At 51.4% G+C, this 13764-nt stretch carries 14 protein-coding genes; 5 read left to right on the plus strand and 9 right to left on the minus strand.

The window, feature by feature from the left end; translation table 11 throughout:
- Positions 1-16: 16 nt before the first annotated feature.
- From FDW96_RS04500 to yqhD, 4 genes are all read right to left on the minus strand, one after another.
- Positions 17-472, minus strand: a complete 456-nt coding sequence (locus FDW96_RS04500; protein ID WP_042310999.1) for an HIT family protein — start codon at positions 470-472, stop codon at positions 17-19.
- Between the two features lie 43 nt (positions 473-515).
- A complete protein-coding gene (locus FDW96_RS04505; RefSeq protein ID WP_038633882.1) occupies positions 516-1970 on the minus strand; it encodes a DASS family sodium-coupled anion symporter in 1455 nt (484 codons plus the stop codon).
- 188 nt (positions 1971-2158) lie between these two features.
- Positions 2159-2986, minus strand: a complete 828-nt coding sequence (dkgA, locus tag FDW96_RS04510) for a 2,5-didehydrogluconate reductase DkgA (protein ID WP_038633879.1) — start codon at positions 2984-2986, stop codon at positions 2159-2161.
- A 228-nt stretch (positions 2987-3214) separates the two neighbouring features.
- On the minus strand, positions 3215-4378 hold the full coding sequence (gene yqhD, locus FDW96_RS04515; RefSeq protein WP_079225991.1) for an alcohol dehydrogenase: 1164 nt from the start codon (positions 4376-4378) through the stop codon (positions 3215-3217).
- 195 nt (positions 4379-4573) lie between these two features.
- Here yqhD and FDW96_RS04520 point away from each other — a divergent pair, with 195 nt between their 5' ends.
- Positions 4574-5473, plus strand: coding sequence for an AraC family transcriptional regulator (locus FDW96_RS04520; RefSeq protein ID WP_137365268.1), 900 nt, complete (start codon positions 4574-4576; stop codon positions 5471-5473).
- 90 nt (positions 5474-5563) lie between these two features.
- Here the strand turns inward: FDW96_RS04520 and yghB are convergent, their stop codons facing one another.
- Together yghB and metC are read right to left on the minus strand one after the other, a co-directional pair.
- Positions 5564-6223, minus strand: coding sequence for a DedA family general envelope maintenance protein YghB (yghB, locus tag FDW96_RS04525; protein WP_003024510.1), 660 nt, complete (start codon positions 6221-6223; stop codon positions 5564-5566).
- A 131-nt stretch (positions 6224-6354) separates the two neighbouring features.
- Positions 6355-7542 carry a cystathionine beta-lyase gene (metC, locus tag FDW96_RS04530; protein ID WP_061382447.1) on the minus strand — a complete coding sequence of 396 codons (1188 nt, stop codon included), beginning with the start codon at positions 7540-7542 and terminating at the stop codon, positions 6355-6357.
- 250 nt (positions 7543-7792) lie between these two features.
- Between metC and exbB the strand changes: the two genes are divergently transcribed.
- Positions 7793-8527, plus strand: a complete 735-nt coding sequence (exbB, locus tag FDW96_RS04535) for a tol-pal system-associated acyl-CoA thioesterase (RefSeq protein ID WP_061382446.1) — start codon at positions 7793-7795, stop codon at positions 8525-8527.
- A 6-nt stretch (positions 8528-8533) separates the two neighbouring features.
- Positions 8534-8959, plus strand: a complete 426-nt coding sequence (exbD, locus tag FDW96_RS04540) for a TonB system transport protein ExbD (RefSeq protein ID WP_042310983.1) — start codon at positions 8534-8536, stop codon at positions 8957-8959.
- A gap of 71 nt (positions 8960-9030) precedes the next feature.
- Here exbD and FDW96_RS04545 read toward each other — a convergent pair whose 3' ends face one another.
- Both FDW96_RS04545 and FDW96_RS04550 read right to left on the minus strand, forming a co-directional pair.
- Entirely contained in the window at positions 9031-9438 is a 408-nt protein-coding gene (locus FDW96_RS04545) for a cytoplasmic protein (protein ID WP_137365269.1), read from the minus strand.
- Position 9439: 1 nt separating this feature from the next.
- The gene (locus FDW96_RS04550) at positions 9440-9844 is read right to left on the minus strand and encodes a hypothetical protein (protein WP_042310979.1); all 405 of its coding nucleotides are present in this window, start codon (positions 9842-9844) and stop codon (positions 9440-9442) included.
- A gap of 104 nt (positions 9845-9948) precedes the next feature.
- On the opposite strand from FDW96_RS04550, the gene FDW96_RS04555 reads away from it, so the two are divergent.
- A complete protein-coding gene (locus FDW96_RS04555) occupies positions 9949-10452 on the plus strand; it encodes an ESA_00282 family adhesion-associated protein (RefSeq protein WP_042310977.1) in 504 nt (167 codons plus the stop codon).
- Positions 10453-10516: 64 nt separating this feature from the next.
- Here FDW96_RS04555 and FDW96_RS04560 read toward each other — a convergent pair whose 3' ends face one another.
- Positions 10517-11557: an aldo/keto reductase gene (locus FDW96_RS04560; protein ID WP_137365270.1), complete on the minus strand. Its 1041-nt coding sequence runs from the start codon at positions 11555-11557 to the stop codon at positions 10517-10519.
- 481 nt (positions 11558-12038) lie between these two features.
- Between FDW96_RS04560 and FDW96_RS04570 the strand changes: the two genes are divergently transcribed.
- The gene (locus tag FDW96_RS04570; RefSeq protein WP_079225993.1) at positions 12039-13679 is read left to right on the plus strand and encodes a methyl-accepting chemotaxis protein; all 1641 of its coding nucleotides are present in this window, start codon (positions 12039-12041) and stop codon (positions 13677-13679) included.
- Positions 13680-13764: the final 85 nt, after the last annotated feature.

Raw genomic sequence — 13764 nt, forward strand, 5'->3', positions numbered from 1 at the left:
CAGAAGTGCTCAGTATTTATGCTTCACGTATTCTGGCCGCTAATGCGGCCAGTTTTTCGTCATCAGCCCGTTCATGATCGTGTGACGACAGATACCCTTCATATTGCTCGAAAAATTTGTTCTGCCGCGATTCAATCGGTTTCCAGTGGGTTAAATCGCCAGTACCGTGCATGGGGCTTAATTTACTGTGCACATGGTCCACGCCGAAACCTTCAAAGAACATTCCTGTACGACTGACATCCGGGAACGCCTTATCCAGTTTCTTAGCCACTTTTTGGGTCGCCAGCATCAGGTCCGCTAACGCCTGCGGCGGCATGTCGAAGGCATAGCTGGGGTAATGCTTTTTCGGGATCACCACGGTAAAACCGTCGGTGTTCGGGAAAATCGACAGAAAAGCCAGGTGGTGTTCGTCTTCCCATACCTTATGGCAGGGCGCTTTGCCTTCAACAATTTGACAGAAAATACAGGTCATTCCTTTTCTCCGCAGGTAAGGTCTTCGTCAGGACGCAGTCAGTTTAGTACAGACCCAACACCTTCCACCACATCAGACCCACGGTAATAAAGACCGCCTGGTTAAACAGGCTGATGATAAATCCTGTGCGCCACCAGACGCCTGTTGGAACATACCCGGCGCCAAACAGAATAGGGCCGCGAGCATGTGTGTACTGGGTGAGCGAGCAGTACAAACTGCTGGTGAAGGCCAGCATTAACGCCGTGGGAGCAGCGGGAATATTCAGATGCAGCCCGACGCCGAGGAAAACAGCATACAGCGCGGCAATCTGCGCATTGCCGCTGGCAAAAAAGTAGTGGGTATAGAAATAGGCGGCGTTCAGCAGCAGCAGGACGATCACCCAACTGGTCCCGTGCATAGTACTGCTCAGGCTGTCGCCAATCAGATTGCCGAACCAGGTGGTGAAGCCCAGTTTTTTCAACTGATTCGCCATCATCAGTAGCGCGGCGAACCAAATCAGCGTATCCCATGCCCCTTTCTCACTTTTGACGTCTTCCCAGCTCAGCACGCCGCTCAGCAATAAAATCGACAGCCCTACAAACGAAGCGGTAGTGGCGTCAACGCCCAGCGTATCGCCAAAAATCCACAGCACCAGCAGTACGCCGACAGTTGCCAACATCAGCCATTCCCCGCGTGACATACGGCCCATTTCCGCCAGCTCTTTGCGGGCGAGGTTCGGGGCATCCGGCGTGTGTTTGATTTCCGGACGCACCAGCCAGTAGACCAGTAGCGGAACGAGCAGCAAAGAGACCAGACAAGGTAGCAGCGCCGCCATAAACCAGCCGCCCCAGGTCAGCGTAACCCCGGCGTTGGCCGCCAGTTTTACTGCCAGCAGGTTGCCGGTATAGCCGGTCATAAACAGTGCTGCCGTCACGTCGTTGACGTTGCCAATACAGGTGATAAGAAAGGTGCCGATTTTACTGCGGGACTCATCTTCCGGGTTCGAATGGAAACTACGCGCCAGAGAGTCGGCAATCGGATAGATGACGCCGCCGCAGCGAGCTGTATTACTCGGCATAGCGGGAGAGAGGATTAGATCGGCAAAAGCCAGACCGTAGGCGAGTCCCAACGTTCGCTTGCCGAGCAGGCGGATCATCTGCAACGCAATACGTCGCCCGAGACCGGTTTTGATAAACCCACGGGCAATCATAAAAGCCACGACGATAAGCCAGATAAGCGAACTGTTCAGTTCACTCAATGCCGTGGTGATGGCGCCGCTGGCGGTTTTATCCCCGGCAGCATAGGCGAGCGCGAATACCGTAATACCAATAATGCCGACCGCGCCGATGGGTAATACTTTAGCCACAATAGAAGCGATGGTGGCGACGAAGATAATTGCCGAATGCCAGGCTGGCGCACTTAACCCGGTGGGGGGCGTAAGCTGCCAGAGTCCGGCAGAAATGAGTACTATAAGAATTAATGGGAGCCATTTGACGCCATTACTTTTTTTATCAGCCACGGTTACGCACCTATAGGTGTGGTAAATACATTCACGATATGAATATATTTATCGAATAATTAACAGGTTATGTTGCGTAATGCTGCTCCAGCGACTGCAAGAAATACATCAATATATGTATGTTAATTGTTTCCTGATATTTCATTGCCAGAAAGGCCCGACGGGAGTGTCGGGCCGGAGAGAAGAGATTAACCGCCGAACTGGTCCGGGTCTGGTCCCAGCCGTCTGCCTTGATCGAGTTTCGCAATTTCGCCTAATTCTTCTTTATCCAGGCGGAAGTCCCAGACGTTAAAGTTTTCTGCGATACGGGCAGGCGTCACCGATTTCGGAATAACCACCAGCCCGTTATCCAGATGCCAGCGGATGACAATCTGCGCTGGTGATTTACCATATTTCTCTGCGAGGTCACGGATGATCTTTTGGTCGAAGACGTCTTTCCCGCCCTGCGCCAATGGACTCCAGGATTCGGTCTGGATCTTATGCGTAGCGTTCCAGGCATGAAGCTGGCGCTGCTGCATAAGTGGGTGCAGTTCTATCTGGTTGATCACGGGATGAACGCCAGTTTCATCGATCAGGCGCTGGAGATGATTGATCTGAAAGTTGCACACGCCGATGCTCTTAATTAGCCCTTCTTTTTGCAGATCGATCATGTTTTCCCACGCTTCAACGTAGTGATCGATCGCCGGAACAGGCCAGTGCATCAGGTAAAGATCGAGGTAATCGAGCTGGAGTTTCTCCATGCTTTCGAGTAAGGCTTCCCGGGCGCGTTTCTGATCATCATTCCACAGCTTGGTGGTGATGAATAACTCTTCCCGCGGCACGCCCGCATTACGTATCGCTTTGCCGACACCTTCTTCGTTTTTGTACGCGGCGGCGGTATCAATCGAACGATAACCCACTTCCAGTGCTTTATGGATAGCGGTAATGACTTCTTCGTTGCTTGCCTTCCAGACCCCCAGGCCCAGTTGCGGCATGACGTTACCATCCTGTAGTTTGATAATGGTTGGACCGGTCATAATTCCCCCCTGGATTACAGTCACCGGAGCAAGCTCCGGTGAGTTAGGTGTGACTTAAGTCTGGCCTATACTCGTCATACTTCAAGCTGCATATGCGTTGGCTGCACTCGTTCACCCCAGTCACTTACTTATGTAAGCTCCTGGGGATTCTCTCCTTTGCCGTCTTTATGCAACTCGAATTATTTAGAGTATAAATAGCCAAAAACGAAAGGCGGAGCTTAAAAAACCTTAACGGGCAGCTTCGTAAATCCGACGGCTGACGTCGAGCGTAATGTCCTGGTGCTCACCCAGTTTCGTACCGCCGTGCGCTTGCAGTTTTTCCAGCAGCGCCGGGATGGAGCTACCGTCCAGACCGTAGTCAGACAAGCGAGTTGGTACGCCCATTTGTTCGAAGAAAGCACGGGTAGCGGCAATGGCGGCATCGATACGCTGGTCTTCGGAACCCTCGGTGATATTCCAGATACGTTCTGCGTATTGCAGTAGCTTGGCACGCTTGGTATCGCGTTTTTCATTCCACAGCGCAGGCAGAACGATGGCCAGCGTTTGCGCATGATCCAGACCATGCATCGCGGTCAGTTCGTGGCCCAGCATATGGGTTGCCCAGTCCTGCGGTACGCCTGCGCCAATCAGGCCGTTCAGCGCCTGGGTTGCCGCCCACATGACGTTCGCACGCACGTTGTAGTTTTCCGGCTCCTGCAAGGCTTTCGGACCTTCTTCTATCAGCGTAAGCAGAATGCCTTCGGCAAAGCGATCCTGAATTTTCCCGTCGACCGGATAAGTTACATACTGCTCAACGGTATGCACGAAGGCATCCACGACGCCGTTTGCAACCTGACGTGGCGGCAGGGTATAGGTGTAAACCGGATCCAGTACGGCAAATACCGGTTGCACAAACGGGGTCATAAAGGCCAGTTTGTCGCCGGTGGTTTTCCGCGAGATGACCGCGCCGGAGTTAGATTCAGAACCGGTAGCGGGCAGGGTTAATACGGAGCCCATCGGGATGGCGCTTTTTACGTCGTTGCCGTGAGTTTCCAGAATACGCCATGGATCGATGCCGTCAGCGTACTGTGCCGCAGCTGCGATGAATTTGGTGCCATCCAGTACCGAACCGCCGCCCACAGCCAGCAGGAACGTTACTTTCTCATCATGCACGATCTTTACCGCATTCATCAGCGTTTCATAAGACGGGTTCGGCTCAATACCGCCAAACTCCAGCACGTCCAGGCCTTTCAGTGCATCCAGAACCTGTGCCAGAACGCCGGTTTTTTTCACACTGCCGCCGCCGTAGGTAATCAATACGCGAGCATCCTGAGGGATTTGATCGCGCAATTCGGCAATAGCGCCTTTACCGAACAGAATACGGGTTGGGGTATGGAGATTAAAATTGTTCATTGCTCGTTCCCTTGTGTGGGTAATAAAAAGAGGGCAGGAGAGTGTCTGCCGGATGATGAACATTGTGGTCGCCAGCCGCGCTGCTCTCAATGCACATTTCTGCCGATGTCTTGCCCATTTCTACAGACTACTGGAGAAAACGGATAAATCTGCGCATGATGTTAGGGTCGAAAACCGATGATGAAATGGTGCTTTATGAACCGTGAAGAGATCTGCCTTCTGCTGACAGATAAAATTAAGCAGCTGAAAAATAATGAAAATAACCTCAGTGCATTGCTGCCAGATGTCCGCCTGATGCACGGTACGGTGCCAGCTGCACGGACACCAGTCATGTATCAGCCAGGTATCATATTTCTCTTTTCGGGCCATAAAATTGGTTATATTAATGAACGCGTATTTCGTTATGACGCCAATGAATACCTGCTGCTAACCGTACCTTTACCCTTTGAATGTGAAACGTATGCGACACCGGAGGTTCCGTTGGCCGGAATCTACCTGAATGTCGATATCCTGCAATTGCAGGAGCTGTTGATGGACATTGGGGAAGACGAGCTGTTTCAGCCTGCTATGGCGGCCAGTGGGATTAACTCCGCGACGCTTTCAGACGAAATTCTCTGCGCCGCTGAGCGCCTGTTGGATGTGATGGAACGCCCGCTGGATGCGCGTATTCTCGGCAAACAGATCATTCGCGAGATCCTCTACCATGTGCTGACCGGGCCGCGCGGCGGCGCGTTACTTGCGCTGGTCAGTCGTCAGACGCATTTCAGCTTGATAAGCCGGGTGCTGAAGCGGATTGAAACCAAATACACCGAGAACCTCAATGTAGAACAGCTGGCGGCAGAGGCGAACATGAGCGTGTCGGCGTTTCATCATAACTTTAAAGCGGTGACCAGCACGTCGCCGCTGCAATATCTTAAAAGCTATCGTCTGCATAAAGCGCGGATGATGATGATTCATGACGGGATGAAGGCCAGTGCGGCAGCCATGCGTGTCGGCTATGAGAGTGCATCGCAGTTCAGTCGGGAATTCAAACGTTTCTTTGGCGTGACGCCGGGGGAAGATGCGGCCAGAATTCGGATGATGCAGGGGAGTTGATTGCTTGTCCGTCTGAACGGTACACCGTAGGCCTTAAAGCTACGCGCCATAAGGCAAAATGCCGGAGATTATCCGGCCTACGGATGCGACTCAGGCGCTACAGTATTTTTTTTTAATCACCACGAACAGGGTTCCCAACAGACCTGCGGTTAACAGGGCAATCGGTAGGATCATTAAAAAGGTCATCACCTGATCTTCATGGCGTTTAACGAACGGGATCATGCTCAGCGCGTAGCCAAAGCTGGTGACAACGGTGACCCACAGCAGGCCGCTCAGCCAGTTAAAAAACTGGAATCGACGGTTAGGCAGCCCTGAAATTCCCGCCATGGTCGGCAGCAAGGTGCGTACGAACGCCAGGAAGCGCCCGGCCAGCAGCGCCATCAGGCCGTGTTGGTCAAACATGCAGGTGGCGCGCTGATGATATTTTTCAGGTAATTGCGCCAGCCAGCCTTTTACCGTTCTCGTGTTGCCCAGCCAGCGTCCCTGAATGTAACTCAGCCAGCAGCCCAGGCTGGCGGCGGCGGTCAGAATAGCTATGGTAGGTAAAAAACTCATCACGTCCTGAGCGATCAACGCCCCAGCCAGCAATAACAGGCTGTCTCCGGGTAAAAAGGAGGCGGGCAGCAGGCCATTTTCTAAAAACAGTGTGGCGAACATGACGAAGTAAACCACGCTCACAACGTGTGGATCCGCCAGCGCGGCAAAGTCGTGTTGCCAGAGCGCGGAGACAATATCTTGAATAACTACCATGGACTTTCCTGTGGAACAGCGTTTATGTGTGGATTGTACTCCTGAATTGTCCGGGATGCCTTGATCCCGGACGCAACAATTGCAGACTTTTCCACCAGAAGTGTCTGCATATATGTCCGTCTATGGCAATGTTACTCGATTCGGGCAAATCCTGCGGCTAAATCGGCAATCAGATCGTCAACATTCTCTAAACCGATATGCAAACGGATAAGCGTTCCGCTGAAGTCCACTTCACCTTGCGGACGGATTGCCGCAATGTGTTCCGGCTGGTTGGCGAGAATTAGCGACTCAAAACCGCCCCAGGAGTAGGCCATGCTGAACAGGCTGAAGTGATCCAGATACGCGGCCAGCTCTTCATTATTAAGCTTCTTATTCAATACAAAGGAGAATAGCCCGCTGCTGCCGGTAAAATCACGTTTCCAGAATTCATGGCCTTTACTGCCGGGTAGCGCCGGGTGATTAACACGAGCGACCTGTGGGTGGTTGGCCAGCCACTCGGCGACCTTTAAGCTGCTTTCATGATGCTGACGTAAGCGTACGCTCAGTGTGCGTAATCCACGGCTGGTCATATAGGCGGTGTCGGCGTCCAGCATTTGTCCCATCAGATAGGCATTTTCGCGCAGTTGGTCCCAGCAGCGGGCATTGGATACCGCTGTGCCGACCATGCCGTCGGAATGACCAATCAGGTATTTCGTACCTGCCTGAATCGAGATATCAATACCGAAATCCAGCGCGTTGAACAGCACGCCGGCAGCCCAGGTGTTATCAATCATGATGACAGCCTCAGGCGCAACGCTTCTGACGGCGGCAACAATTGCCGGTACATCATGTACCTCCATGGTGACGGAGCCGGGTGATTCCAGAAAGACAACTTTGGTGTTCGGCTGAATATGCTTCACTATATCGGCGCCAATCAACGGATCAAACCAGCCCGTTGAGACGCCAAGTTTACCGAGAATTTTGGTGCAGAAGTCCTGGCTGGGCTCATAGGCGGTATTGGTCATCAACACATGATCGCCTTGTTCAACAAAAGCAAGGATGGTGTTGGCAACAGCTGCCGCGCCGCAAGGGAACAACGCGCAACCCGCGCCACCTTCCAGTTCGCACATGGCTTCCTGCAGCGAAAAATGCGTCAGGGTTCCGCGACGTCCGTAGAAAAGCGCACCGTTAGCGCGGTTGCGCGTGGCCTGTTTTTTGGCCTCAACGCTGTCAAACACCAGCGAAGAAGCGCGCTGGATCACGCTATTTACCGAGCCCTGCGTGTACTTTTTACTGCGTCCTGCGTGAACGAGTTTGGTTTCAAGTTGCTTATCTGCCATGGTGTATTACCTGTTTTTATACGTCTGGATGTCTAAACTACCATGAATCAAAGATGACGCATCCTGCAGAACGGTCATACAGTAGAAAATAATCTCAAAATGCCTCTGGTGACTTTTTTACTGCGTAAGCGCAAAGAAAAGAAACCAAAGGTGCGGCAATATGTAAATAGTAATGAGAACGACTATCAATTCGACATTGTTTTGATATGATTACGCTTAGATTTTGTGATTTGCGTCCTGGAGATACAGAGTGGGTAATAATTTGATGCAGACGGACCTTTCCGTCTGGGGTATGTATCAGCACGCCGATATCGTGGTTAAGTGCGTGATGATTGGGCTGATTTTAGCGTCAGTGGTCACCTGGGCTATCTTCTTTAGTAAGAGCCTTGAGTTCTTTACTCAGAAACGCCGTCTTAAGCGTGAACAGCAACTGCTGGCGGATGCCCGCTCTTTAGACCAGGCAAACGAGATTGCCGCAGGATTCGATGCTAAAAGCCTTGGCGCACAGTTGATTTACGAAGCGCAGAACGAGCTGGAACTGTCTGAAGGCAGTGACGACAACGAAGGTATTAAAGAGCGCACCGGTTTTCGTCTGGAGCGTCGTGTGGCGGCAGTTGGACGTCATATGGGACGCGGTAACGGATACCTGGCCACCATCGGGGCTATCTCGCCTTTTGTGGGTCTGTTCGGTACGGTATGGGGCATCATGAACAGCTTCATCGGGATTGCACAAACCCAAACCACCAACCTGGCCGTTGTTGCGCCGGGCATTGCAGAAGCGCTGTTAGCGACCGCGATTGGTCTGGTTGCGGCGATTCCAGCGGTCGTCATCTACAATATTTTCGCACGTCAGATTGGCAGCTATAAAGCGATGCTGGGCGATGTTGCGGCGCAGGTGCTGTTGCTGCAAAGTCGTGATCTGGACCTGAACGCCAGCGCCTCCGCGCATCCGGTACGTGCCGCGCAGAAATTACGTGTAGGGTAATGTTCCATGGCAATGAGCTTTAATGAGAACCTGGACGATAACGGTGAAATGCATGAAATCAACGTGACGCCGTTTATCGACGTTATGTTGGTTTTATTGATCATCTTTATGGTAGCCGCGCCGTTGGCAACAGTGGATGTGAAGGTGAATCTCCCTGCTTCCACCAGCACGCCGCAGCCGCGTCCGGAAAAACCGGTTTATCTGTCAGTCAAAGCCGATAAGAGTATGTTTATTGGCAACAATCAGGTGACGGATGAAACCATGATTAGCGAGCTAACTACGCTGACAGAAGGGAAGAAAGACACCACGATTTTCTTCCGCGCAGATAAGACCGTCGATTATGAAACCATGATGAAGGTAATGGACACGCTGCATCAGGCCGGTTTCCTGAAGATTGGTCTGGTCGGTGAAGAGACCGTGAAAGCGAAGTAACTTTCTCGCCGGGTAGTGGTTTTCACCTACCCGGCCTGCTTATCCTGATTCCACGCCTTACAAACCTGTTCTTATCTGTTTTCATCCAACGCGACCGTGGTTATCCTGGTCGGTTCGTAGCTGCCTTCGGACAGCTTGCGCGTCAGGCGTAAGGTGGCCGTTTCTCGCGCGAGTATATGCTGGTAGGTGCTCTCCAGCCGGGCCATGATTTTATCCCGCAGTTCGGGGTGTTGGGCTATGATGGCCTCAATCGCGGCGCCATAGATCTCTTCTTTCGCCTGTAGCGCATAAATTTCGCGACGATTTTGCCATTTCATCCGCACCAGTGCGGCGGGTATAGAAACCATTTCCTGGGCAACGCTTTCCAGCGTCGCGTTTTTATTGGTAATCAGGATAGCTAAATTCTGCTTTAAGACAAACTCATCACTTTTATGGTCATCTAAAGCCAAATAAACATTATTATCCTCAACATCTTTCATTTTATTTCTCTTCCAGAGAATAAAAAATAGGGTCGCTGGTTTCGCGGGTAATTAAATTAAGCCAAATTTTATTACCTTGCTCATTGATGGTGGCTGTTTTTTCGGTCAAGATTTTACTTAATTCTTGTGCGTTAATGTCGCCCTCCGCTTGCAATGAATTGAGCAAGCGCGTGAATGACTCAATCTTTGCCGCGCAAAACAAACGTTCTTTTAAATGACGGTCGCACTCTTCAAACAACATATTGCGCGCCTGGCCGGTCGCTGTAGCGCTGATCAAAATATCAGCTTCATAATCACTTAATGTTTTCTTTCCCTGAGTCAAATTTTCACTGTTTTCTGTGGGGAAGGTATTAGTCGATGTTTGAGATAAATGATAATGCGCGGGAACAAGATGCTCGGGAAGCATGTTGAAATATCCTTTGATGCCAATACTGTATTGTTTTTAATATGTCAGGCTGCGTTGACAATAGCATGGTGTAATTTTAAAATCAAAAAAAATGGAGCCAGTATATGAACAGTATATTTTATTCTGTTATTACCCTGCTATTGCTTACCTGCGGGGTGCTTTTGTTGATGCGCAGCGCAAATAAAAACCGCTATGCAGAAAATGGTAACGCTGGACACCAGCCGGAAATCTTGAGTAAAGAAGAGGGTGAAGATCATTTTTCTGTATTGATGAATTCGATTACCCCGGTATGGTATTGGCGGGTTAATCACGAATATATCGATTTTATCCACTCGACGATCAAACGGATGACGATGGTGGAGCTGAATGAGACGCCTGGCCTATTTGATGCGCAGCGGCGTTGTAGCGACCTTAACTCTGCGGTGTATAAATATTACGACAATATAAAAAAACGCTGTCTCAGTGGGGAGAAGGTCCCGCATGCCGATCTGGATGTGCTCAACTTACGTCAGTGCTTCAGGGAGTTCAGCCTGGAGGCTTACCCTGCGCTCGTCGCGCTGGTGTGGCCGGAATACCAGCGTCCACAGCTCAAAGCAGAAGAAGTATAAGGTCATGGCGCGTTACCATGGCCGGGTAGATCTACATGGCTACCCGGCACGGAGTGACGAACGGCTATTTGTCAGATGAGGCTTGCCACAGGTTCAGCTCACCATCAGCGACGTGTTTATCGATCTGCGCCAGTTCTTCGGCGCTGAACGTCAGATTAGCCAATGCCTGAACGTTTTCTTCCAGCTGCTCCGGTCGGCTGGCGCCAATTAATACCGAAGTGACCCGGTTGTCTTTCAGCAACCAGCTTAAGGCCATTTGCGCCATCGACTGTCCGCGCTGTTGCGCCATCTCATTGAGCAAACGCAGGCTACTAAGGTTTTCTTCCGTCAGCATATTTTCTGTCAGCCCACGGACTTTTTTCCCTTCACGCTGCATACGTGAACCTTCCGGGATGCCGTTGAGGTATTTCCCCGTCAGCAGCCCCTGGGCCAGCGGCGTAAAGGCAATGCAGCCCATGCCATTAGCTTCCAGCGTATCCAGCAAGCCACTGCTGTCTACCCAGCGATTAAGCAGGTTGTAAGAGGGTTGGTGGATAAGAAGCGGAATTTTCCATTCCCGTAGCAGCTCGGCCATCTTTTGCGTTCGTTCCGGAGAATAGGACGAGATGCCGACATACAGCGCTTTACCGCTTTGCACCGCATGGGCCAGCGCTGAGGCGGTCTCTTCCATTGGCGTATTTTCGTCAACGCGGTGTGAGTAGAAGATATCGACATAGTCGAGCCCCAAGCGTTGCAGGCTCTGGTCGAGGCTGGCAAGCAGGTATTTACGCGAACCACCAGAACCGTATGGCCCTGGCCACATGTCGTAGCCCGCCTTGGTGGAGATGATCAGCTCATCTCGGTATTGTGCAAAATCCTCGCGCAGTAAACGGCCAAAATTCTCTTCTGCGCTGCCTGGAGGCGGCCCATAGTTATTGGCCAAATCAAAATGGGTGATGCCTAAATCAAAGGCTTTACGCAGCAGGGCGCGCTGTGACTCCAGCGCCTGAACGTGCCCAAAACTGTGCCACAAACCCAGCGACAGTGCGGGTAAGCGTAAACCGCTGCGTCCACAGTAGCGATAGAGCATTTGTTCGTAACGTTCAGGATTGGCAAACCAGGCCATGAGATCTCCTTAGTGCAGGTGAATTTCAAAACAGCGTTTCTATTCTAGCGGGTTCTCGGTGAATATTCCGTTCACAGGTCACACTGGGATAAAAAACTGAGCAGTATTCGAACCGCCAGTTATTGAAGGAGCTGGCCTGGGAAGACTATATCTTTCCTTGCGTTAATCACGGCTTCCATAATGCCCCAACCTGTCGTTATGAGAAAGCTGCCGCTGATTTAGCCTGGGAGTACACTCTTGCTGGGTTTTATAAATCTTTGTGATAGAAAACAAAGCATTATTAAATAATTTAGGTGAGTTATCTGAATAATAATGCTAGCTAATTTCATTAGCATTCATGTTGATATCGTCTGGAGAGATATGGGTTGGACTTAAGAAAGTAAAAAAATAAAGAACGCATTATATCTTCTCTATCGGCTGCCGATAACAAGGATAAGTATCGCCTGGTGGCGAATTCCTCATCAACGGCAAGGAAATTATTATGGGTTTGCTGAAAAACTTCACTATTCGTATTGTCATGTTGGCAATACTGGGACTTTTTTGCCTGCTGTGGTCGGGCGTGGGTTTATTCAGTCTTCATTCTTTATCAAAAATATCAGAAGGGAATGATATTGACCGTCATCTCGTCCATCAGATGACTGTTCTCAGCCAGGGTAACGATCAGTATTTTCGTTTTGTGACGCGGTTAAGTCGCGCAATGGATGTCAAAATTAGCGGCGGAACGCCGGATTTTGCGCCAGCGCAACAGTCCCTGGACAATATGAGTAAAAAACTCCAGGAGATGAAAACATTGTCTCCTGGCCCCATGGATCCGGAAGTCGCCGCGGCGGTGCTGACCAAGTGGCAGGCGCTGCTGGATAACGGCGTGATCCCACAAATGCAACTGGCGCAGCAGGGCACGCTCACGGCCTTTGCGGAGCATGCCAGCACCGTTACGCCAGCCCTGAGCCGTGAATTTGGCGCCAGCGCTGAGCGTTTTAACACCACTGCGGGTGAAAGGCTCGATACCACCCGCGTTATGGTCGATGGCAAAACGTCTATCATCCGGACCCTGATTATCACCGCCGTAATCCTCGGTATTGCTCTCCTGTTCTTTACCGACCGCTACCTCGTCGCCATGATGGTGAAACCTCTGGGACGTATTCGCCAACAATTTCAACAAATTGCGCAGGGCGATCTCAGCCATTCTATTGAAGATTTTGGTCGTAACTGCGTGGGCCAACTGGTGCCGTTACTATGCGCGATGCAGGACAGCCTGCGCGAAGCCGTGAGTACCATTCGTTCTGGTAGTGACAATATCTGGCGAGGAGCGACGGAAATTTCCACCGGTAATAACGACCTCTCCTCACGTACAGAAGAGCAAGCTGCGGCGCTGGAAGAGACCGCAGCCAGCATGGAGCAGCTGACCGCAACGGTAAAACTGAACGCCGAAAATGCGCGTGAGGCCAGCCAACTGGCCGATACGGCGACAGAAACGGCTGGTAAAGGCAGCTCGCTGGTTTCAGAAGTGGTTGAGACCATGGACGGCATTGCCGCCAGTTCTAAACAGATCGCGGAAATTACCTCTGTGATTAACAGCATTGCTTTCCAGACCAATATTCTGGCGCTTAACGCGGCGGTTGAAGCGGCCAGAGCGGGCGAGCAGGGGCGTGGTTTTGCCGTGGTTGCCGGTGAGGTGCGTAATCTTGCCAGCCGTAGCGCCGGAGCGGCCAAAGAGATTGAGACGCTGATCGGCGAATCGTCGCGTCGTGTCGATCAGGGTGCTCGTCTGGTTAAAGAGACCGGATTAACGATGGAGGCGATTCTGCGCGGCGCGACAGAAGTCACCACCATCATGAAACAAATCGCCTCTGCTTCGGAAGAACAGAACAAAGGCATCTCACAGGTAAGCGTGGCGATCACGCAGATGGACAGCGTTACGCAACAGAACGCCGCGCTTGTCGAACAGGTTTCCGCCGCGGCAGTCGCGCTGGAACGGCAAACGGAAGATCTGCAACGTTCGGTGCAACAGTTCCGTCTATCAGCTAACGACGTGCAATACACTGCCACTGCGACCGCTTCCCCTTCAGCAGAACGCAAAACCTCTGCAACAGCTAAAACGGATGACTGGGTGTCGTTTTAAGCTGGCACAAAAAAGTCCCTGATACCTCTGGTCTTTGCTTAAAAAATCGCTATATAATTTATTATATAGCGATTGGGGGTTATGC

The sequence above is a fragment of the Citrobacter sp. TBCS-15 genome (genome assembly GCF_005280815.1).
Classification (GTDB): domain Bacteria; phylum Pseudomonadota; class Gammaproteobacteria; order Enterobacterales; family Enterobacteriaceae; genus Citrobacter; species Citrobacter werkmanii.

Excerpts from the sequence above, each read along its gene's own strand:
- FDW96_RS04500 (WP_042310999.1), bottom strand. The coding sequence starts at position 472 with ATGACCTGTATTTTCTGTCAAATTGTTGAAGGCAAAGCGCCCTGCCAT.
- dkgA (WP_038633879.1), bottom strand. The coding sequence starts at position 2,986 with ATGACCGGTCCAACCATTATCAAACTACAGGATGGTAACGTCATGCCG.
- yqhD (WP_079225991.1), bottom strand. The coding sequence starts at position 4,378 with ATGAACAATTTTAATCTCCATACCCCAACCCGTATTCTGTTCGGTAAA.
- FDW96_RS04520 (WP_137365268.1), top strand. The coding sequence starts at position 4,574 with ATGAACCGTGAAGAGATCTGCCTTCTGCTGACAGATAAAATTAAGCAG.
- yghB (WP_003024510.1), bottom strand. The coding sequence starts at position 6,223 with ATGGTAGTTATTCAAGATATTGTCTCCGCGCTCTGGCAACACGACTTT.
- metC (WP_061382447.1), bottom strand. The coding sequence starts at position 7,542 with ATGGCAGATAAGCAACTTGAAACCAAACTCGTTCACGCAGGACGCAGT.
- exbD (WP_042310983.1), top strand. The coding sequence starts at position 8,534 with ATGGCAATGAGCTTTAATGAGAACCTGGACGATAACGGTGAAATGCAT.
- FDW96_RS04545 (WP_137365269.1), bottom strand. The coding sequence starts at position 9,438 with ATGAAAGATGTTGAGGATAATAATGTTTATTTGGCTTTAGATGACCAT.
- FDW96_RS04550 (WP_042310979.1), bottom strand. The coding sequence starts at position 9,844 with ATGCTTCCCGAGCATCTTGTTCCCGCGCATTATCATTTATCTCAAACA.
- FDW96_RS04555 (WP_042310977.1), top strand. The coding sequence starts at position 9,949 with ATGAACAGTATATTTTATTCTGTTATTACCCTGCTATTGCTTACCTGC.
- FDW96_RS04560 (WP_137365270.1), bottom strand. The coding sequence starts at position 11,557 with ATGGCCTGGTTTGCCAATCCTGAACGTTACGAACAAATGCTCTATCGC.
- FDW96_RS04570 (WP_079225993.1), top strand. The coding sequence starts at position 12,039 with ATGGGTTTGCTGAAAAACTTCACTATTCGTATTGTCATGTTGGCAATA.